The organism is Cobetia sp. MM1IDA2H-1 (genome assembly GCF_002916775.2).
Taxonomy (GTDB): Bacteria; Pseudomonadota; Gammaproteobacteria; order Pseudomonadales; family Halomonadaceae; genus Cobetia; species Cobetia marina.
On record NZ_CM133225.1, the window covers coordinates 3,786,072 to 3,805,705 of the forward strand.

Genomic DNA, 19,634 nt, shown 5'->3' on the forward strand with positions numbered 1-19,634 from the left:
CCGGTCAGATGATGACCATAGCCTTATATAGGCAGTATCCCGCGATTTGGCAGTCGCTCTCAGGCGACGCGTCGCAGCCGGCCAAGGCACCTGACGCACCTGTTGGATGACACATCAGCAGTCTGGCCGGTGAAGACAACGACAAGGAGGAGAATCATGGGTTCCCAGCGCTCTCAGTCACTGGATTCGCTCAATACCCTCTCCGAACTGCAGGTCGGAGACAGGCAATATCACTACTACTCGCTCAAGAAGGCCGCCGAGTCGCTTGGCGATCTGACGCGACTGCCCTTCACGCTCAAGGTGTTGCTGGAGAACCAGCTGCGCTTCGAGGATGGTGACACTGCCACCAAGGACGATATCAAGGCGCTGGCCGACTGGCAGAAGACCGCCTCCAGCACTCATGAGATCGGCTATCGCCCGGCCCGCGTGCTGATGCAGGATTTCACCGGTGTGCCCGGGGTCGTCGACCTGGCCTCCATGCGTGACGCCGTCAAGACACTGGGCGCGAACCCCGAGAAGGTCAATCCGCTGACCCCGGTGGATCTGGTCATCGACCACTCGGTGATGGTGGATCACTACGGCGACCCGAGCGCCTTCAAGGACAACGTGCGCATCGAGATGGAGCGCAACCGCGAGCGCTACGAGTTTCTGCGCTGGGGCCAGCAGGCCTTCGACAACTTCTCCGTCGTCCCGCCGGGTACCGGCATCTGCCACCAGGTGAATCTGGAATATCTCGGTCGCGCCGTCTTCACCCGCGAGGAAGATGGCAAGACGCTCGCCTACCCTGACACCCTGGTCGGCACCGACTCCCACACCACCATGATCAATGGCCTGGGCGTGCTGGGCTGGGGTGTCGGCGGGATCGAGGCGGAAGCCGCGATGCTCGGCCAGCCGGTCTCGATGCTGATTCCGGAAGTGGTCGGCTTCAAGCTGACCGGCAAGCTCAACGAAGGCATCACCGCGACGGACCTGGTGCTGACCGTCACCCAGATGCTGAGAAGCCGTGGCGTGGTCGGCAAGTTCGTCGAGTTCTACGGTGATGGCCTGGACGACCTGCCACTGGCGGACCGCGCGACCATCGCCAACATGGCGCCGGAATATGGTGCCACCTGCGGCTTCTTCCCACTGGATGACGAGACGCTCAACTACATGCGTCTGTCCGGCCGCTCCGATGAACAGGTCGCGTTGGTCGAAGCCTATGCCAAGGAGCAGGGTCTGTGGCGTGAGCCGGGCCATGAGCCGATCTTCTCCGACACCCTGGAGCTGGACATGGGTGAGGTCGTCGCCTCTCTGGCCGGCCCCAAACGTCCGCAGGATCGCGTCGCGCTCACCGACATCAAGCAGACCTTCGAGAAGATCCTCGATGACCAGCTGGGTCAGATTCCCGCGGTCGAGGACGGCAAATGGCTGTCCGAGGGTGGCCAGACCGCCGTCGATGTCGAGCAGAGCTACGAGAAGGATACCGACTACAGCGAGCTGGACGGCGAGACCTTCCGTCTCGATCACGGGGACGTGGTCATCGCCGCCATCACGTCCTGCACCAACACCTCCAACCCCAGCGTGATGCTGGCGGCAGGCCTGGTGGCCCGCAAGGCGCGCGAGAAAGGCCTGCGCACCAAGCCATGGGTCAAGACCTCTCTGGCACCGGGCTCCAAGGTCGTCACCGACTATCTCGCCTCGGCGGGGGTTCAGGATGACCTCAACGAGCTGGGCTTCAATCTGGTCGGTTATGGCTGCACGACCTGCATCGGCAACTCCGGCCCGCTGCCGGACCCTGTCGAAGCCGCCATCAACGAGCGTGACCTGACGGTCGCCTCGGTGCTGTCGGGCAACCGCAACTTCGAGGGTCGCGTGCATCCCAACGTGCGCACCAACTGGCTGGCGTCACCGCCCCTGGTGGTGGCCTACGCCCTCGCCGGCACCGTGCGCACCGACCTCTCCAAGGAGCCGCTGGGCAAGGACAACGACGGCAACGATGTCTTCCTCAAGGACATCTGGCCCACCCAGGCGGAAATCGCCACGGCCGTCGAACAGGTACGCACCGAGATGTACCGCAAGGAGTACGCTGAAGTCTTCGACGGCGACGAGACCTGGCAGGCCATCGAGGTACCGGAAGCCGAGGTGTATGAGTGGAAGGATTCCACCTACATCCAGCATCCGCCGTTCTTCGAAGGCATGGAGCGCGAGCCGAAGGCCGTGCAGGACGTCGAGAACGCTCGCGTGCTGGCCATGCTCGGCGATTCGGTAACCACTGACCACATCTCACCGGCCGGTGCCATCAAGCCGGACAGCCCGGCGGGTCGCTACCTCAAGGAGAACGGCGTCGAGGTCAAGGACTTCAACTCCTATGGCTCACGTCGCGGCAACCATGAGGTGATGATGCGCGGCACCTTCGCCAACGTGCGCATCCGCAACGAGATGCTCGATGGCGTCGAGGGCGGCGAGACACGCCACGTGCCCTCCGGCGAGCAGATGGCCATCTACGATGCCGCCATGAAGTATGCCGAGGAAGGCACGCCACTGGTGGTGGTCGCGGGCAAGGAGTACGGCACCGGCTCCTCACGTGACTGGGCCGCCAAGGGCACCCTGCTGCTGGGCGTCCGTGCGGTGATTGCCGAGTCCTATGAGCGCATCCACCGCTCCAACCTGATCGGCATGGGTGTGGTGCCGCTGCAGTTCCCCGAAGGCGAAAGCCGCCAGTCTCTCGGCCTGACCGGTGATGAGGAAATCAGCATCAGCGGTCTGAATGACCTGACGGCCGGCGGCAAGGTCCAGGTCACCTTCAAGAGCGACAAGGGTGAGCAGAAGATCGAGGCGCTGTGCCGCATCGATACTGACAACGAGCTGGAGTACTACCGCCACGGCGGCATCCTCCACTACGTGCTGCGCGGCATGCTGTAACCCGCCAGCCGCTGACCGCAGCGCTGACCGCAATACAAAAGCCCCCGCAGGCATGGCCTGCGGGGGCTTCTTCATTTGCACACTCTGTTTCAGGCAACCTGTTTCAGGCAATCTGCTTCATGCGCTCACTGACGTCGCAGGCGCGATCAGAACGCCTTGCGACGGTAGGCGCGGTAACGCGGCTGCCAGAAGTTCTTCTCGATGTTGGCCTGGATGATCTCATCGCTGGAGGTCAGCGCCACGCCATCGGCCTGGGCCTGACGTGCCACGTCGAAGGCGATCTGACGGCTGATGTCCTGGATGTCGCCCAGCGACGGCAGCAGCGCGCCCTCGCCCTTCAGGACGATGGGAGCGTTGTTGGCCAGCGCATTGGCCGCGGCCATCAGCATGTTGTCGGTGATGCGTGAGGCGCTGGATGCCAGCACACCCAGACCGATGCCCGGGAAGATGTAGGCATTGTTGCACTGGGCAATCGCGTGGGTGTGGCCGTTGTGCTCGACCGGCGCGAACGGGCTGCCGGTGGCGACCAGTGCCTTGCCGTCGGTCCACTCGATGACTTCCGCCGGTGTCGCTTCGACGCGTGAGGTCGGGTTGGACAGCGGCATCACCAGCGGGCTCTCGCAACCGGCCTGCACGGCACGGATCACGTCTTCGCTGAACAGGCCACGCTGGCCGGAGACACCGATCAGCACGCTCGGCCTGGCGGCCTTGACCACATCCAGCAGGCCGCGGTCACCGAAGTCGGCCACGCTTTCGACGTCGTGAGCCAGACGGCTCTGGAAGTCGTAGAGGCCTTCCATGTCGCTGGTCAGCAGGCCGAAGCGATCGACCATGAAGACACGCTTGCGGGCCTCGGCCTCGTCCATGCCTTCCTTGACCATCGCCACCACGATCATCTCGGCGATGCCACAACCGGCACTGCCGGCACCCAGGAAGGTCACGCGCTGGTCGGAGAGCTTCTCGCCCTTGGCCTTGCAGGCCGCCATCAGGGTCGCGACCACGACGGAGGCGGTGCCCTGGATGTCGTCATTGAAGCAGCAGACTTCATCGCGGTAACGCTCGAGCAGCGGCATGGCATTGGCCTGCGCGAAGTCCTCGAACTGGATCATGGCCTTCGGCCAGCGACGCTTCACGGCAGTGATGAACTCGGCCACGAAGGCGTTGTAGTCATCACCGGTGACGCGCTCGTGACGCCAGCCCATGTAGCGCGGGTCGTCGAGCAGCTTCTGGTTGTTGGTGCCCAGATCCAGCGAGATCGGCAGGGTATAGGCCGGGCTGATGCCGCCACAGGCGGTGTACAGCGACAGCTTGCCGATGGGGATGCCCATGCCGCCGATGCCCTGATCGCCCAGCCCCAGGATACGCTCGCCATCGGTGACGACGATGACCTTGACGTTGTCCTTGGTCGCGGAGCGCAGGATGTCATCCATGTGCTCGCGGTCCGGGTAGGAGATGAACAGGCCACGGTGGTTGCGATAGATGTTGGAGAACTCCTCGCACGCCTGACCGACGGTCGGGGTGTAGATGATCGGCATCATCTCCTCGAGGTGCTCCTCGATCACGCGGAAGAACAGGGTCTCGTTGTCGTCCTGCACCGAGCGCAACAGGATGTGCTTGTCGAGGTCGGTGGCGCACTGCTGATACTGGCTGTAGACGCGCGCGACCTGCTCTTCGATGCTCTCGACATTCTGCGGCAGCAGGCCCATCAGATTGAAGCTGACACGCTCTTCGAGGCTGAAGGCGCTGCCCTTGTTGAGCAGCGGCATCTCGAGCAGGCTCGGGCCGGCGTAAGGAACGTACAGGGCGCGCTTGGAAGTATCCGTCATGGCGAGACTCTTGAATCAGTGGGGACGACCTCACGCTCGGCAAGCTTCCCGGCATGCCGGCAGACACGCGCAGCATGCCCGCTGAAGCACCGCAGAAGACCTGCTGGCAACCGGGCGTCCGAGGGACCTTTCGACGTGCAGTTTCCACGTGCGAACAAGGCATGATGATAGCACGCGCAGTGCTATCTCCGGCAGCCTGTGCAGGGTCGGCGTGCGTTGCGCAGACAAGGGTGCTGCATGACAAGAAACGCCCCGCTCATCCCCCTGACAGGGAAGGAGCGAGGCGTTCGCGGCCACGTGCGGGGAATGGCTCAGGCCAGATCGGCACGCGATGCCGGCTTGCGCGGCGCAAGCGCGAAGAACGGGCGCAGCTTCACGCCCAGCATGTTGCCGGCGAAGGCCATCACCAGCCACAGCCAGCCATGCAGACTGCCGGAGGAGATGCCACCGAAGTAGGCACCGATGTTGCAGCCGAAGGCCAGGCGCGCGCCGTAGCCCAACAGCAGACCACCCAGCACGGCAGCCACCACCGAGCGCAGCGGAATGTTCCACTTCGGCGCGAACTTGCCGGCCAGCAGCGCCGCCGCCAGCGCCCCCACCACGACACCGATGTTCATCACCGTGGTGATGTCTTGATAGAGCGGTGCGGCCAGCGCCTTGGCATTGCCCGCCGCCTGCCAGTAGCCCCAGTCACTGACATCGAAGCCCAGCGCGGTATAGGCCTTGGTGCCCCACAGCGCGAAGGCCGAGGTGATGCCCCACGGGCGACCGGCCAGCGCCAGCGTCACGAAGTTGAGCAGCGCCAGCGCCACGGCACCCGCCAGCAGCGGCCAGGGGCCCCGCAGAAAGCGTGACAGACCACGCGGCTGACTGTCGGTCACGGCGGCCTTCTCGAGCTCACCGTGACGGCGCTTCTCCAGCGTGCGTGTCACCACCACGATGATGGCGAACAGCACCAGGCTGACGATGATGCCACCCAGCGCGCCGAAGCTGTCCACCAGCGAGACGGCGGGCAGCGACGGCAGGCTCTGCCACCAGCTGAAGTGCGCGGTGCCGATCACCGAGCCGACGCAGAAGAAGATCAGGGTGATCACCATGCGCGCATTGCCGCCACCGACGGTGAACAGCGTGCCCGAGGCGCAGCCGCCGCCCAGCTGCATGCCGAGCCCGAACAGGAAGGCACCGACCACCACCGAGATACCCAGCGGCGAGACGAAGCCGGACACCTCCTGCCCCCACAGGCTGCCCGAGGCCAGCACCGGGAAGAACAGCACCACGGCGATCGCCAGCATCAGCATCTGGGCACGCAGGCCGCGTCCTCGGCGCTCGGTGATGAAGACTCGCCAGGCGGAGGTGAAGCCGAAGGCCGCGTGGTAGAGCACCACGCCCAGCGCGCCCCCTACCAGCATCAGCAAGCCCTGGCGCCAGCCGGACACCAGCCCCAGCAGGATGGCAGCCACCACCAGCAAGCCTCCGGCCAGAATGGCCTTCGGGTTGATGGCGGTCGTCGGCAGGCCGGACTGGCTGGCCTTGCCGGGTATCGCATCGTGACTCATGTCTTGCTCCTTGAACGAAGTCGTCATGTCGCGTTCATCAATGCGGCAAGCCTAACGCGTTGCCTTATAGCTGTGAACGAATTTTCAGCACGCCATCCATTCCGCCATGGAATATAAGTCACCCCCGTCAGCTCACCTCCCAGACGACGACGCCCGCCATCGAAAGCGATGGCGGGCGTCTGGTGCCGGACTGTGCGGGGTGTCCTCGAGATTACACGAAGTTGCCCAGACCGACGGCACGACGCAGGCGCTCCATCATCGGCGCGGCCTCATCGCGCGCACGCTCGGCACCGCGCTTGAGGATGGCTTCGACATGTGCCGGATCTTCCATCAGCTCGACGTAACGCTCACGCGGCGCCTTGAGATGGTCGTTCAGGTATTCGAACAGCTGATTCTTGGCATCGCCCCAGCCAATGCCGGCGGCGTACTGCTCACGCATGGCGGCGACTTCCGCCTCGGTGGCGAAGGCGGAATAGATCTGGAACAGCGAACAGGTATCCGGGTCCTTCGGCTCCCCCGGCTCCAGCGAATTGGTCTTGATCTTGCGCACGCTCTTGAGCAGCTGCTTCTCGGTGCCGAACAGCGGAATGGTGTTGTTGTAGCTCTTGGACATCTTGCGGCCATCGAGGCCCAGCAGCAGCTGGGATTTCTCGTCGGTCACCGCCTCGGGCATGGTGAAGTAGTTGCCCTTGAAGAGGTGGTTGAAGCGCCCGGCCATGTCACGCGCCATCTCGATATGCTGGATCTGGTCACGCCCCACCGGCACCTTGTGGGCATTGAACATCAGGATGTCCGCCGCCATCAGCACCGGATAGCTGAACAGCCCCATGCTGATGCCACGATCCACGTCCTCGATGCCCGCGTCCTCGTTCTCGGCCACGGCGCCCTTGTAGGCATGCGCACGGTTCATCAGGCCCTTGGCGCAGACACAGTTGAGCAACCACATCAGCTCCGGAATCTCCGGCACATCCGACTGGCGATAGAAGATGGCGTTGTCGGTGTCCAGCCCCAGCGCCAGCCAGGTGGCGGCGATCTCACGGCGGGATTCCTGCACGCGCTTCGGGTCCTGACACTTGATCAGAGCATGGAAATCGGCGAGGAAATAGAAGGACTGGACCGTCGGGTCCTGGCTGGCCTCGATGGCGGGCTTGATGGCGCCGACATAGTTGCCGAGGTGAGGGGTGCCGGTGGTCGTGATGCCGGTAAGAACGCGGGTCTTGGTCATGGATGCACTTCTTGGGCGTCTGAGTCGGGGAGCGTGCCACTTGGCGGGACCTGCTCACAATGAATCACGACAGGGCACGACGGCGCGCATCACGATGCGATGAACCCGCCATGTCCTGCCGCTGCATTGCACTCATCTTACCCTGAGGGGCATGGCCTTCGTAAGGGCCGGACAGACGACCAGCGCCCCATGCACGCCATGTGCCCACCGGCAGGTGTCAGCCCTTTGCCAGTGCATCTTCCAGCGAGATCACCGGCATGCCGAAGGCAGCGCCGACTTCCGCAATCGTCAGCTGGCCGGCATGCACGTTGAGGCCTGCCGCGAAGTGACGATCTTCCCGCAATACCTTGCGATAGCCGCCATTGGCGAGCTTCACCACATAAGGCAGCGTCGCGCTGGTGAGTGCCTGGGTCGAGGTACGCGCCACGGCCCCCGGCATGTTGGCCACGCAATAATGCACGACACCATCGACGAGATAGGTCGGTTCCGCATGGGTCGTGGCGCGACTGGTCTCGAAACATCCGCCCTGATCGATCGCGACATCCACCAGTACCGCACCGGGCATCATGTTGCGCAGATGCTCGCGACGGATCAGCTTGGGCGCCGCGGCACCGGGCACGAGCACGGCCCCGATGATCAATGCCGAATGGCGTACCGCCTCATCCAGCGCCTCGGATGTCGAATAGACCGTACGAATCTGTCCCTGATAGCGGTGATCCAGCGTCTCGAGGCGGTTCAATGACGTATCGAGAATCACCACCTCGGCGCCCAGCCCCAGCGCCATGCGCGCCGCATTCTCCCCCACCACGCCGCCGCCGATCACCGTGACCCGCGCCGGTGGCACGCCAGGCACACCGGGCAACAGCACCCCCATCCCGCCTTGCGCCTTCTCCAGCGCATGCGCGCCGGCCTGGATCGCCATGCGCCCGGCAACGCGGCTCATGGGCGCCAGCAGCGGCAGACCACCGGCGGTGTCGGTGATGGTCTCGTAGGCAATCGCGGTCACCCCGCTATCCAGCAGGCTTTCGGTCAGCTCACGGGCGGCGGCCAGATGCAGGTAGGTGAACAATGTCTGGCCGCTGGTGAGACGCGCCACCTCAGCCGGCTGAGGCTCCTTGACCTTGAGTATCAGCTCGGCCTCACGAAAGACCTGCTCGACATCCGATTCAAGACGAGCCCCGACCCCCTGGTACTCGGCGTCACTGAACCCACTGCCCTCACCCGCACCACGCTCGACGATGACGTCATGGCCATGGGCAATCAGCTCTCGCACCCCGGCGGGCGTCAGAGCGACACGGTACTCGTGGTTCTTGATTTCCTTCGGCACGGCGATCTGCATGACGAGCTCCTTGCACTGCTGGCGGAATACGGCGATGTCATCTCGACACCTCCTACAAGCACAGCAGACTCGTCAGCGTCGCGCCAATCAGATGCCAGCAAGATTCACCAAAACACGACAGCAATGCAGTGGAATGCAGGGAATCATCGTTGGCTGGCAGCATCCTCGCTCACCAGCGCCGCCGAATAGCATTCACGGTAAGCCTCAGGCATGCGTCTGGCTCGCCCACTCGAGAGTTCGATGCAGACGAAGCGCGTGCGTGCCTCCAACAGCGTCAGGCCATCCGAGCAACGACGCAGCTGAAAGCGGCGCGTCAGGCTCAGGCGGCCATCGCACGCCACCAGCCAGGTGGCCAGCATCAGTGAATCGCCAAGCCGTGCGCTGGCCAGATAGTCGATCTCGTGACGGTGCACCGCCATGCCACGATCCTGGGCACGATAGTGTTCAAGGCCCAGCCCCAACGCTTCGGAATGCGCCCAGCTGATTCTCTCCAGCCAGCGCACGTATTCGGCATTGTTGACATGGCCATAGCCATCCAGCGCCTCGACACTTACCGCGATCGGCAGCAGGAAGGGAGACGGCAGCGCCCACCCTTCACAGGTTTCCCGCAAGGGGGCCGGGTTGCCGATGACGGTCTCCGATGCCTGTACGTCCGTCATGCCACGAACTCCGTGTCGTCATCCTGCTCGCGGGGCCCTGCATCATCACGCATGGGTGCACTGGCACCGCAGGACCAGCATTCACTGAAGCTGCCTTCGAGGCGCTCCCCGCAGGCGCACTGCCAATCCGGCTGCGCAGGCGCGGCCTCGATATGCGCCAGCAGCTGGCGAGCGCGGGCGAGATTGTGCTCGGCAACCCACAATTGCGGCTCGCAATCGTTGACGGGCAACTCCCCGGCTGCCGAACCCAGCAGACGGTTGCGCAGCTCGCACGGGATACCCTCGCTTTCCAGAAGGTTGCGCCAGTGATCCAGCAGCACGAGATTGTGATGAGATGTCAGTCGTCGATACATGCCGTCAGACTATCAGAGTCCGGGCGCCACGGAAGCCATCAACGACAACGCCGCCCCGAAGGGCGGCGTTGTCGTTCGTGCCAAAGGACGCGTTCATCGCTCGCGATCCCGATCGCGCTCCTGGTCGCGACCCGAGACTCGATCTCAGTCGCGATAGACCCGCACACCGAGCGCCTTGAGGTAGGAGGTCTCGGGGATGGACGGGTGCACCGGGTGGTCGCTGGCCTGATGGCCCTGGAAGATGACCTGACCGTGGCGGTCCTGGTGACGCACGGCGCCACGCACCACATCCATCAGGCGCTCCGGCGCGAGATGCATGGAGCAGGAGCCGGACATCAGCAGTCCATCGCGGCCCAGCAGGCGCATGGCTTCACGGTTGAGGCGTGCATAGGCGCGCTCACCGTTGGTGATGTCCTTGCGCTTGCGGATGAAGGCGGGCGGATCCGCGATGATGACGTCGAACTGCTCGCCTTCCGCGCGCAGGGCCGTCAGTGCCTCGAAGACATCCGACTCCGCGATGGAGACGCGATCCTCGACACCATTGAGCACGGCGTTGCCAGAGACACGCTCAAGTGCCGCACCGGAGGCGTCAACACACAGCACTTCGCTGGCGCCATGCGCCGCCGCCTGCACACCCCAGCCACCGACGTAGCTGAACAGGTCCAGCACACGCTTGCCTGCCACCTGACGGTTCAGCCAGGCACGGTTGTCGCGGTGATCATAGAACCAGCCGGTCTTCTGGCCATCCAGTACCGGCGCACTGAACTGGACCCCATTCTCTTCCAGCAGCACGCTTTCCGGCAGCTCGCCATAGACGACTTCGACGTTGCGCTCGAGCTGTTCCTGACGGCGACCGCTGGAATCGTTCTTGAACACGATGGCGGTCGGCTTGACGACCTTCAAGAGCGCATCGACGATCACTTCCGCCAGTCGCTCCATGCCGAAGGTGTTGAGCTGGCAGACCAGCACGTCGCCGAAGCGATCGACGATCAGACCCGGCAGCAGGTCGCCCTCGCCGTGGACCAGACGGTAGAACGGCTTGTCATAGAGGCTCTCGCGCAGCGACAGTGCCTGGTTGAAGCGATGCACCAGCAGCGAGCGGTCCAGACGCTGTTCCGGGTTGCGCGAGACGATACGCGCGCAGATCAGCGAGTTCGGGTTGACGTAGGCAACGCCCATCGCGCGGCCGTTGCTGGCCTCGATGATCGCCTGGGCACCCGGCTCGAAATTCTTGAGCGGCGTCGCGACGGTATCGACTTCATTGGAGTACAGCCACAGATGGCCAGCCTTGAGGCGGCGATCAGCATTCTTCTTCAGGCGCAGACGTTCAGTCACGGGAATCATCCATAAGACAGGGAAAGGGACAGGACGACGACAGGGCGCGCCCGAATGGGGCCATTCTAGTCGTCATGGCGGCCCCGGTCACGGAGCCTCCGGTCAAGTGATCATCAAGGGCCAGCGAGACATGTCTGACCCGTGCCGGCACGGACGGCACTAGCTCTGGCAATGAGGGCAGAAGCAGCTGGCACGCTGCCCGAGCACCAGGCTCATGATCTCATGGCCACACTCGCGGCAGGGCTCGCCCCCTCGCCCATAGACGTTGAGGCGCTGGGCGAAGTAGCCGGGCTTGCCATCACCACCGACGAAATCACGCAAGGTGGTACCGCCTTGCTCGATGGCGGCCGCCAGCACGCTGCGTGAGGCCTCGGCGAGGCGCTCATATTCCTCCAGGGAGGTCTCCCCCGCCGGACGACGCGGGTCGATGCCGGCCATGAAGAGCGCCTCACTGGCGTAGATGTTGCCCACGCCGACCACATTGGCGTTGTCCATCAGGAAAGGCTTGATCGCCACGCGTCGCTTGCGCGAGCGCGCGAAGAGAAGCTCACCGGTGAAGGCATCCGACAAGGGCTCCGGCCCGAGCCTCGCCAGACGTGTGTCAGCGTGCGGGTCACCGCGCACGAAGTCGACGAAACCGAAGCGACGCGGGTCGTGATAGCGCAACACCTGGCCATTGCCCAGCACTACATCGACATGGTCATGCGTACGGGGCGGCGTGCCGATGGGTACCAGCCTCAGACTGCCGGACATGCCCAGATGCCAGAGCAGGTGGCCATCGGCGATCGGCAACAGCAGGTACTTGGCACGGCGCGAGAGCTCACCGAAACGCTGCCCCACCAGCCACTCCGCCAGCTCACTCGGTACTGGCGTGCGCAGCCGTGGCTGACGCACGATCACCTCGGTGACCTCCTGGCCCTCGACCAATGGTGCGATACCACGGCGAGTCGTCTCGACTTCCGGTAATTCGGGCATGCTTCCTCCTCGACTGACCGCCAGACGCACAACAGGGTGACGACAGAAGCCGCCACCCTGTTGCAGGATGTCGGAGTTCCGACATCCAGATACTCGAAAACCCGGTCAGGACCGGGTTTTCGAGGGTTCCGACAGCACGCTGGCGGGAGACAAGATCACTTGATCTTGGCTTCCTTGTACATCACGTGCTTGCGAACGACCGGATCGTACTTCTTGAATTCAAGCTTGTCCGGAGTGTTACGCTTGTTCTTGTCGGTGGTGTAGAAGTGGCCAGTACCGGCACTTGACACCAACTTGATCTTGTCACGCATTTTCAGTTTCCTTCCACAGTCGCATTCACCGAACGATTGAGAGCGTTGCCCTCGGCTCGGTTGCCATTGCTACAGGGGCTGTCTTCTAGTGTTTAGAAGCGCTCGCCACGTGCAGTGAGGTCCTTGAGGACTTCGTCGATACCCTTCTTGTCGATGATGCGCATGCCCTTGGTAGAGACGCGCAGCTTGACGAAGCGCTGCTGGGATTCAACCCAGAAACGGTGGGTGTGCAGGTTCGGCAGGAACCGGCGACGAGTCTTGCGCTGGGAGTGAGAAACGTTGTTACCAGTCACCGGGCGCTTGCCGGTAACCTGACATACTTTGGACATTGGAGCCTCCAACCGCTGCGTTGGCTAAGTTGTTCAAAACCTGTCGGGCAAACCGGAAGTGGCAGGCGCCGCCTCATGCCCTGATTTCAAAGTGTGTTACGTCCATTCCGGAAGACAAGCTTCAGGGTACTGGAACGTGCAGGCGCAGCATTTTACCCGAAGAGGAACGCGAAAGCACGCCCAAGACGGATTTTTTTCGCCAACACGCTTCGCCCGAGCTGTCACATCGGTACAGACGCTTGCTTAGCCAGACGCTTCACTCAGCCAATGTCGGCCAGAGTGGTCGCGAATTCTGTGGTGGGTGGTACGGGAGGCGCAACATTACCACAATCGACGCCCTGTTTTGCAATCCCTGTCACCTGGCAGGCCCGACAATTGACCAGACCGGACATCCGCAGGGCGCCTCCTTCCCATCCGCTCCTTCTTCTTCCTTCTCTTCCCCCTGCTCTCGTCTCAGCGCCTTGTCGAAAGAGGTCGCACAAGACCGAGGCGATGCCTGGCTCACAACCAGCCACGCTCGGCGAAGGAGATCACCTCGCCGTCCCCCACCACGAAGTGATCCAGCACCCGGATATCGAAAAGTCCCAACGCCTCTTCCAGGCGCTGGGTGATACGACGATCGGCATCACTGGGCTCCGCCACTCCGGAGGGATGGTTGTGGGCGAGTATCAAGGCACCCGCGTTGAGCGCCAGCGCCCGCTTGACCACTTCACGCGGATAGACGGCAGCAGCATCCAGCGTGCCGGTGAAGAGTGTCTCGAAGCGAATGACGCGATGCTGACTATCCAGGAAGAGTGCGGCGAAGACCTCATGTGGCAGATCACGCAGATGAGAGGAGAGGTAGCGCCGTACCAGCAGCGGTGAGGTCAATGCCGCGCCGCGCATCAACAGGCTTTCCAGGTGTCGACGGGACAGCTCCAGCGACGCCTGCAACTGTACATACTTGGCATCTCCCAGGCCTCGCGCGGCACAGAAATCCTGCTGACTGGCTTCCAGCAGTGGGCGCAGCCCGCCGAAGGTGGTCAACAGATCGCGCGCCAGGTCCACCGCCGAACGCCCCTTGATTCCCACTCGCAGGAAGATTGCCAGCAACTCGGCATCTGACAGCGCAGCAGCCCCCGATGACAGAAGCTTCTCACGGGGCCGCTCCCCGATTGGCCACTCCCTGATGCCCATGCACACTCTCCTCTCGTGACAGTGATGCTGACATCCGGCGCGCCACGAGAGTGGCCATGCCTGCCTCAGGGCAGGCCCACCGACACGCCAAGGAGCATGACGCGACATCAGCATTTGGACTGAGAAGCGTGGTCTTCGCCCGTCACTGCCGCCAGCGTCACTCTCAACGCTTGCATGCCTGGCGCGCTTTCTGGCTGGCTGAGCCTTCTTGGCTCGCGGCTCGTCGTACCGCGACAGGTCAGTGTCCGCACCCGCGACAGACGGCGTGCCCGGCCAGCGACGCTACGCAAGGTTGCATCACGGTGATATGGTAGAGGCGAACGCGAGAGCTTTGACATTGACGGATCAGGGATGCAGGACACCATGCACTCACTCGCCGGACGGCGCATTCTGCTGGGCATCAGCGGCGGTATCGCAGCGTACAAGGCGGCGCTCATCACTCGTCTGCTGAAAAAGGCCGGGTGCGAGGTACGCGTCGCCATGACCGAAGGTGCCCAGGCCTTCATCACGCCGTTGACCCTGCAGGCGCTGTCGGGCAATCCCGTGCATACCTCGCTGCTCGATACTGAGGCAGAGGCCGGCATGGGACATATCGAGCTGGCGCGTTGGGCGGAGGTCATTCTCATCGCCCCCGCCACTGCCGACCTCATGGCCCGCCTGGCCCATGGCCGTGCCGATGATCTGATCACTACCCTGTGCCTGGCCAACAGCGCACGCTGGGTCGTGGCCCCGGCGATGAATCAGGCGATGTGGGCGCACCCTGCCACCCAGCGCAACGCCCGGCAGCTCAGTGCCGATGGCTGGACGCTGCTCGGCCCGGCCAGCGGCGAACAGGCGTGTGGCGACGTGGGAGCCGGGCGCATGCTCGAGCCAGAAGAGATCGTCGCCGGTCTGAGCGAGCTGCTCGATGAGGGCGAGCCGGCACCATTGCCGGCAGCGGGCCTGACCATCACCATCACCGCCGGTCCGACCCGGGAAGCGCTGGATCCGGTGCGCTATCTGAGCAATCACAGCTCCGGAAAGATGGGGTATGCCCTGGCCAGCGAAGCCGCGGCACTGGGCGCAAGTGTTCGCCTGATCAGTGGGCCTGTCGCCCTGCCCACACCGCCTGGCGTCGAGCGCATCGATGTCGAGTCAGCCTTGCAGATGCAAGGCGCTGCCGAAGCGGCGCTGCAGGATAGCCAGGTCTTCATCGGCTGCGCCGCCGTCGCCGACTTCCGACCTGCCGCTGTCGCCGAGCACAAGCTCAAGAAGCAGGTCGGCGAAGAACAGATGCAGGTCCATCTGATCCGCAACCCCGATATCATTGCCGGCATTGCCGAGCAGAGTCAGGCGCGGCGCGCCAATGGACAGCCCGCTCCGCTGGTGGTCGGCTTCGCCGCCGAGACTCGCGATGTCCTTCGCTATGCCCGCGACAAGCTGACACGCAAGCGTCTCGACATGATCGTGGCCAATGACGTCAGCACCCCGGGACTGGGGTTCGGCAGTGACAGCAATGCCGCCACCCTGGTGTGGCGACACCCCGGCCAGGCAAATGACAGACTGCATGAACAGGCCATCGCGGCCTGCCCCAAGATTGCGCTGGCGCGTGCGATTCTCGAGCGCGCACTGGCACTGCATCAAGACGGCGCCCTCCATGGTGCCGCCAATTTGAACATGGCGACCTCCGCCATCGATGACCAGGAAACACCTTAGATGACCCGCCCCCGGCTCGAACTCAAGATCCTCGACGAGCGCGTTCGCGATTACCCGCTACCCCACCATGCGACTCCCGGCAGTGCCGGCATGGACCTGCGCGCACTGCTGGATGCCCCGCTGACACTGGCCCCGGGCGCCTGTGAGCTGGTGCGTACCGGCCTGGCGATCCATATCGCCGACCCGGCGCTGGCCGGCATGATCCTGCCGCGCTCCGGTCTGGGGCATAAACACGGCATCGTGCTGGGCAATCTGGTCGGTCTGATCGATTCCGACTACCAGGGCGAACTGATGATCTCGGTCTGGAACCGCGGCGACAGCGAGTTCGTGCTGGAACCCGGTGAGCGACTGGCACAGTACGTGCTAGTCCCGGTAGTACAGGCCGAACTGGTCGAGGTCACGGAATTCGAGGCCAGCCAGCGCGGTGAAGGCGGCTTTGGCCATTCTGGTCGTCATTGACGGGTCGTCACTGACAGGCCGTCACTGACAGCTCATTGCAGACGACTCGCCACCGAAACCCGACAGCGCTCCGTGACAGATGGAACCGCTTGCTAGCCGCACCCGTCGGCATGCCGCGATAGTGTTCGCACGGCATGCCGGCCATGACTTCTCACGATTGATTCAACCGACAGGGATGCACCATGAGTCAGGTACCCGCTTCAATTTTTCGCGCCTACGACATCCGTGGCATCGTGGATGAGACCCTCACCGAAGACGGCGTGCGCGCCATCGGCCAATCCATCGGTAGCGAAGCCGCGGCACGCGGTGAGTCCACCGTCGTGGTCGCCCGCGATGGTCGCCTCTCCGGACCGCGCCTGTCCAAGGCGCTGATTGCCGGCCTGCGCGATGCCGGCCGTGATGTCATCGACATCGGCATGGTGCCGACTCCGGTGCTCTACTACGCCACCAACATCCTGGAAGGCACCCGCTCCGGCGTGATGCTGACCGGCAGCCACAACCCGGCCAACTACAACGGTCTGAAGATCGTGCTGGCGGGTGAGACCCTGTCCGGCGACACCATCACCGACCTTTATCGCCGCCTGCAGGAAGGCGATCTGGCGCAAGGCGAAGGTAGCCTGCGTGAAGAAGACGTGCGCGAACGCTACCTGGATCAGATTACCGGCGACGTGGTCGTCAAGCGTCCGCTCAAGGCAGTGGTCGATTGCGGCAATGGCGTGGCCGGTGAGCTGGGCCCGGAGCTGATCCGTCGCCTCGGTGTCGAGACCATCCCGCTGTTCGAGGAGATCGATGGCAACTTCCCGAACCATCACCCGGACCCGGGCAAGCCGGAAAACCTGCAGGACCTGATCAGAACCATGCAGGAAACCGGCGCGGACATCGGTCTGGCCTTCGATGGCGACGGCGATCGCCTCGGCGTCGTCACGCCCAAGGGCGAGATCCTGTATCCCGACCGTCTGATGATGGCACTGTCGGAAGACCTCATCGAACGTGTACCGGGCGCGCGCATCATCTTCGACGTCAAGTGCACCGGCAACCTGGCCACCGTGATCGAGAAGGCGGGGGGCACACCGGAAATGTGGCGCACCGGCCACTCCCTGATCAAGGCGCGCATGAAGGAAACCGGCGCGGCCCTGGCCGGCGAGATGAGCGGCCATATCTTCTTCAAGGAGCGCTGGTTCGGCTTCGACGATGGCCTCTACGGCGCGGCGCGTCTGCTGGAAATCCTCGCCAAGCAGGATGTCGATGCCGACACCTTCTTCGCACGCTATCCGCAGGATCTGGGCACCCCCGAGATCAACGTGGAAGTGACCGATGAGACCAAGTTCGCTATCGTCGAGCGACTGGCCAGCGAAGGTGACTTCGGTGACGACGGCGTGAAGACCACGCTGGATGGCATTCGCGTCGACTACGCCGACGGCTGGGGCCTGTGCCGCGCCTCCAACACCACACCGGTGCTGGTACTGCGCTTCGAAGGCAAGTCAGAGGCGGCGCTGGAGCGCATCAAGGACAGCTTCCGCTCCGCACTGAAGCAGGCCGAGCCAAGCATCACCGCCCCGTTCTGATCGAGGCGTTCTGGTCGGCCCGGGCAGGCGATCAACGACCGGCGCGGCAGCAGGATGACCGCCGTGCCGGTCCGCTGACTCCCCGGCCCGGGTGACTCTTTCCCATGGCAGCGCCGGTTGCCATCACCTCTTTCCATGACGTGGTGCGCGCAGGCGTAACGCAAGTGATAGTCTCGAGTGACAGTGTCCGAACTCTCCTTTCGGACCCAATTTCTGTGGAGTGATACGTTGATGAGCCACGCCAACCGCGACCCGCACCAGGTGGTCGAGGTCCTGTCCGAAGCCCTGCCCTATATCCAGCAGTTCTCGGGCAAGACCGTGGTGGTCAAATACGGCGGCAACGCCATGACCGAAGATACCTTGATCGACTCCTTTGCCCGCGACATGGTGCTGATGAAGGAAGTCGGCATCAACCCGGTGGTCGTGCACGGTGGCGGCCCTCAGATCGGCGCCCTGCTCAAGAAGCTGAACATCGAATCACGCTTCGTCGACGGCATGCGCGTGACCGACTCAGAGACCATGGATGTGGTCGAGATGGTACTGGGCGGCCTGGTCAACAAGGGCATCGTCAATCTGATCAACCAGTGCGGCGGCAAGGCCATCGGCGTCACCGGCAAGGACAGCGGCCAGATTCGCGCGCGTCAGCTCAAGGTCACCCGCCACATGCCGGGCATGAATGCCTCAGAAATCATCGATATCGGTCACGTCGGTGAAGTCGAGCATGTCTCGACGGATCTGATCGAGCTGCTGACCCGCAATGACTTCATTCCGGTGATCGCGCCGATCGGCGTCGACGATGAGGGACGCAGCTACAATATCAATGCCGACCTGGTCGCCGGCAAGGTCGCAGAAGCGCTGGGGGCGGAGAAGCTGATGCTGCTGACCAACGTCGCCGGCCTTCTGAACGCCGAGGGCGAAGTCATGACGGGGCTGACCACCGAAGCGGTGGATGGACTCATCGAGGATGGCACCATCTATGGCGGCATGCTGCCCAAGATCAGCTGCGCGCTGGATGCCGTCAAGCAGGGCGTGCGCAGTGCACACATCATCGATGGTCGCGTACCGCATGCCACCCTGCTGGAAATCTTCACCAATGCCGGTGTCGGCACCTTGATCAGCAATGCTGATCCGGTCACCTCCAAGGCATGAAGAGCATAAAGCCGGGGCCAGACTTCCGGTGATTCGCGCGAGGCCAGCGACACGCCTCAGGACACGGACCCGCCCGCAGCACATCGCTGCAGGCCGCGAGAAATGACAAGATTCCATGACGCAGGCGAATCCAAAACAATCACGTCGCGAACAGATCCTCCAGGCACTTGCCTTGATGCTGGAAGAGGACAGCGGCAAACGTATCACCACCGCGGCATTGGCACGTCAGGTCGGCGTCTCCGAGGCTGCACTCTATCGTCACTTCCCCAGCAAGGCGCGCATGTTCGAAGGGCTGATCGAGTTCATCGAGAGCACCCTGTTCGAGCGCATCGCGCTGATTCTGCAGGACAACGATACGGCTCATGCCAGGGTGCACCATATCCTGAGCCTGCTGCTTGGCTTTGCCGAGAAGAATCCCGGACTGTGCCGCCTGCTCAACGGCGATGCCCTGACCGGGGAGACGGCTCGTCTGCGCGTGCGCATGGCGCAGCTGTTCGAACGTCTCGAGACCCAGCTCAAGCAGGTGCTGCGCGAGGCCGAGCCTCGTGAAGGCCTGCGGCCTGCCATTACCGTGACAGCCGCAGCCAATCTCCTGCTGGCCAGTGCCGAAGGCCGCATCGGACAGTATGTCCGCAGCGACTATCGCAAGCGACCCACCGAGCACTGGGAAGAACAGTGGAGACTGTTGAGTCGCGACCTGCTGCTGAGCAGCCAGGAGCGGATTGCCGTCTGACGGCCCTCCGCATGAGCAAAAGAAAAGCCCCCGCCTCGAAGAGACGGG

General features: G+C 63.5%; 17 protein-coding genes. 6 read left to right on the forward strand and 11 right to left on the reverse strand.

The annotated features are described in order from the left end of the window. The first annotated feature begins 156 nt into the window (after positions 1-156). Complete coding sequence (gene acnA / locus BOH68_RS15870; RefSeq protein WP_077377793.1) at positions 157-2,901, forward strand: aconitate hydratase AcnA; 2,745 nt, start codon at positions 157-159, stop codon at positions 2,899-2,901. 146 nt (positions 2,902-3,047) lie between these two features. Here acnA and BOH68_RS15875 read toward each other — a convergent pair whose 3' ends face one another. The 11 genes from BOH68_RS15875 to radC all read right to left on the reverse strand — a co-directional run bounded on the left by BOH68_RS15875 (position 3,048) and on the right by radC (position 13,985). After that, a complete protein-coding gene (locus BOH68_RS15875) occupies positions 3,048-4,727 on the reverse strand; it encodes an NAD-dependent malic enzyme (RefSeq protein ID WP_077377790.1) in 1,680 nt (559 codons plus the stop codon). A 311-nt stretch (positions 4,728-5,038) separates the two neighbouring features. Continuing rightward, positions 5,039-6,283: a YeeE/YedE family protein gene (locus tag BOH68_RS15880; protein ID WP_077377787.1), complete on the reverse strand. Its 1,245-nt coding sequence runs from the start codon at positions 6,281-6,283 to the stop codon at positions 5,039-5,041. A 211-nt stretch (positions 6,284-6,494) separates the two neighbouring features. Then, positions 6,495-7,508, reverse strand: a complete 1,014-nt coding sequence (locus BOH68_RS15885) for a tryptophan--tRNA ligase (protein ID WP_077377784.1) — start codon at positions 7,506-7,508, stop codon at positions 6,495-6,497. Positions 7,509-7,725: 217 nt separating this feature from the next. After that, on the reverse strand, positions 7,726-8,847 hold the full coding sequence (gene ald, locus BOH68_RS15890) for an alanine dehydrogenase (RefSeq protein ID WP_077377781.1): 1,122 nt from the start codon (positions 8,845-8,847) through the stop codon (positions 7,726-7,728). 143 nt (positions 8,848-8,990) lie between these two features. Then, positions 8,991-9,506, reverse strand: a complete 516-nt coding sequence (locus BOH68_RS15895; RefSeq protein ID WP_077377778.1) for an acyl-CoA thioesterase — start codon at positions 9,504-9,506, stop codon at positions 8,991-8,993. Continuing rightward, positions 9,503-9,859: a putative signal transducing protein gene (locus BOH68_RS15900; protein WP_077377775.1), complete on the reverse strand. Its 357-nt coding sequence runs from the start codon at positions 9,857-9,859 to the stop codon at positions 9,503-9,505. The genes BOH68_RS15895 and BOH68_RS15900 overlap by 4 nt, the downstream gene beginning before the upstream one ends. Before the next feature lie 144 nt (positions 9,860-10,003). Then, on the reverse strand, positions 10,004-11,194 hold the full coding sequence (locus BOH68_RS15905; RefSeq protein ID WP_077377772.1) for a class I SAM-dependent rRNA methyltransferase: 1,191 nt from the start codon (positions 11,192-11,194) through the stop codon (positions 10,004-10,006). A gap of 159 nt (positions 11,195-11,353) precedes the next feature. Further along, positions 11,354-12,169 (reverse strand): bifunctional DNA-formamidopyrimidine glycosylase/DNA-(apurinic or apyrimidinic site) lyase, encoded by an 816-nt coding sequence (gene mutM / locus BOH68_RS15910; RefSeq protein WP_054556537.1) that lies wholly within the window; start codon positions 12,167-12,169, stop codon positions 11,354-11,356. A gap of 155 nt (positions 12,170-12,324) precedes the next feature. Then, a complete protein-coding gene (gene rpmG / locus BOH68_RS15915) occupies positions 12,325-12,480 on the reverse strand; it encodes a 50S ribosomal protein L33 (RefSeq protein ID WP_016417370.1) in 156 nt (51 codons plus the stop codon). A gap of 92 nt (positions 12,481-12,572) precedes the next feature. Beyond that, positions 12,573-12,809 carry a 50S ribosomal protein L28 gene (gene rpmB / locus BOH68_RS15920; RefSeq protein WP_043336270.1) on the reverse strand — a complete coding sequence of 79 codons (237 nt, stop codon included), beginning with the start codon at positions 12,807-12,809 and terminating at the stop codon, positions 12,573-12,575. 501 nt (positions 12,810-13,310) lie between these two features. Beyond that, positions 13,311-13,985, reverse strand: a complete 675-nt coding sequence (gene radC, locus BOH68_RS15925; RefSeq protein ID WP_077377769.1) for a RadC family protein — start codon at positions 13,983-13,985, stop codon at positions 13,311-13,313. A 363-nt stretch (positions 13,986-14,348) separates the two neighbouring features. Here radC and coaBC point away from each other — a divergent pair, with 363 nt between their 5' ends. The 5 genes from coaBC to slmA all read left to right on the forward strand — a co-directional run bounded on the left by coaBC (position 14,349) and on the right by slmA (position 19,586). Continuing rightward, positions 14,349-15,680, forward strand: coding sequence for a bifunctional phosphopantothenoylcysteine decarboxylase/phosphopantothenate--cysteine ligase CoaBC (gene coaBC, locus BOH68_RS15930; RefSeq protein WP_077378165.1), 1,332 nt, complete (start codon positions 14,349-14,351; stop codon positions 15,678-15,680). Beyond that, positions 15,681-16,139 carry a dUTP diphosphatase gene (dut, locus tag BOH68_RS15935; protein ID WP_077377766.1) on the forward strand — a complete coding sequence of 153 codons (459 nt, stop codon included), beginning with the start codon at positions 15,681-15,683 and terminating at the stop codon, positions 16,137-16,139. It abuts the gene before it with no gap. Between the two features lie 182 nt (positions 16,140-16,321). Beyond that, positions 16,322-17,704, forward strand: coding sequence for a phosphomannomutase/phosphoglucomutase (locus tag BOH68_RS15940; protein ID WP_077377763.1), 1,383 nt, complete (start codon positions 16,322-16,324; stop codon positions 17,702-17,704). Between the two features lie 231 nt (positions 17,705-17,935). After that, positions 17,936-18,853, forward strand: coding sequence for an acetylglutamate kinase (gene argB, locus BOH68_RS15945; RefSeq protein ID WP_077377759.1), 918 nt, complete (start codon positions 17,936-17,938; stop codon positions 18,851-18,853). A gap of 115 nt (positions 18,854-18,968) precedes the next feature. Further along, positions 18,969-19,586 carry a nucleoid occlusion factor SlmA gene (gene slmA, locus BOH68_RS15950; protein WP_077377757.1) on the forward strand — a complete coding sequence of 206 codons (618 nt, stop codon included), beginning with the start codon at positions 18,969-18,971 and terminating at the stop codon, positions 19,584-19,586. Positions 19,587-19,634: the final 48 nt, after the last annotated feature.

Excerpts from the sequence above, each read along its gene's own strand:
- acnA (WP_077377793.1), top strand. The coding sequence starts at position 157 with ATGGGTTCCCAGCGCTCTCAGTCACTGGATTCGCTCAATACCCTCTCC.
- BOH68_RS15875 (WP_077377790.1), bottom strand. The coding sequence starts at position 4,727 with ATGACGGATACTTCCAAGCGCGCCCTGTACGTTCCTTACGCCGGCCCG.
- BOH68_RS15880 (WP_077377787.1), bottom strand. The coding sequence starts at position 6,283 with ATGAGTCACGATGCGATACCCGGCAAGGCCAGCCAGTCCGGCCTGCCG.
- BOH68_RS15885 (WP_077377784.1), bottom strand. The coding sequence starts at position 7,508 with ATGACCAAGACCCGCGTTCTTACCGGCATCACGACCACCGGCACCCCT.
- ald (WP_077377781.1), bottom strand. The coding sequence starts at position 8,847 with ATGCAGATCGCCGTGCCGAAGGAAATCAAGAACCACGAGTACCGTGTC.
- BOH68_RS15895 (WP_077377778.1), bottom strand. The coding sequence starts at position 9,506 with ATGACGGACGTACAGGCATCGGAGACCGTCATCGGCAACCCGGCCCCC.
- BOH68_RS15900 (WP_077377775.1), bottom strand. The coding sequence starts at position 9,859 with ATGTATCGACGACTGACATCTCATCACAATCTCGTGCTGCTGGATCAC.
- mutM (WP_054556537.1), bottom strand. The coding sequence starts at position 12,169 with ATGCCCGAATTACCGGAAGTCGAGACGACTCGCCGTGGTATCGCACCA.
- rpmG (WP_016417370.1), bottom strand. The coding sequence starts at position 12,480 with ATGCGTGACAAGATCAAGTTGGTGTCAAGTGCCGGTACTGGCCACTTC.
- rpmB (WP_043336270.1), bottom strand. The coding sequence starts at position 12,809 with ATGTCCAAAGTATGTCAGGTTACCGGCAAGCGCCCGGTGACTGGTAAC.
- radC (WP_077377769.1), bottom strand. The coding sequence starts at position 13,985 with ATGGGCATCAGGGAGTGGCCAATCGGGGAGCGGCCCCGTGAGAAGCTT.
- coaBC (WP_077378165.1), top strand. The coding sequence starts at position 14,349 with ATGCACTCACTCGCCGGACGGCGCATTCTGCTGGGCATCAGCGGCGGT.
- dut (WP_077377766.1), top strand. The coding sequence starts at position 15,681 with ATGACCCGCCCCCGGCTCGAACTCAAGATCCTCGACGAGCGCGTTCGC.
- BOH68_RS15940 (WP_077377763.1), top strand. The coding sequence starts at position 16,322 with ATGAGTCAGGTACCCGCTTCAATTTTTCGCGCCTACGACATCCGTGGC.
- argB (WP_077377759.1), top strand. The coding sequence starts at position 17,936 with ATGAGCCACGCCAACCGCGACCCGCACCAGGTGGTCGAGGTCCTGTCC.
- slmA (WP_077377757.1), top strand. The coding sequence starts at position 18,969 with ATGACGCAGGCGAATCCAAAACAATCACGTCGCGAACAGATCCTCCAG.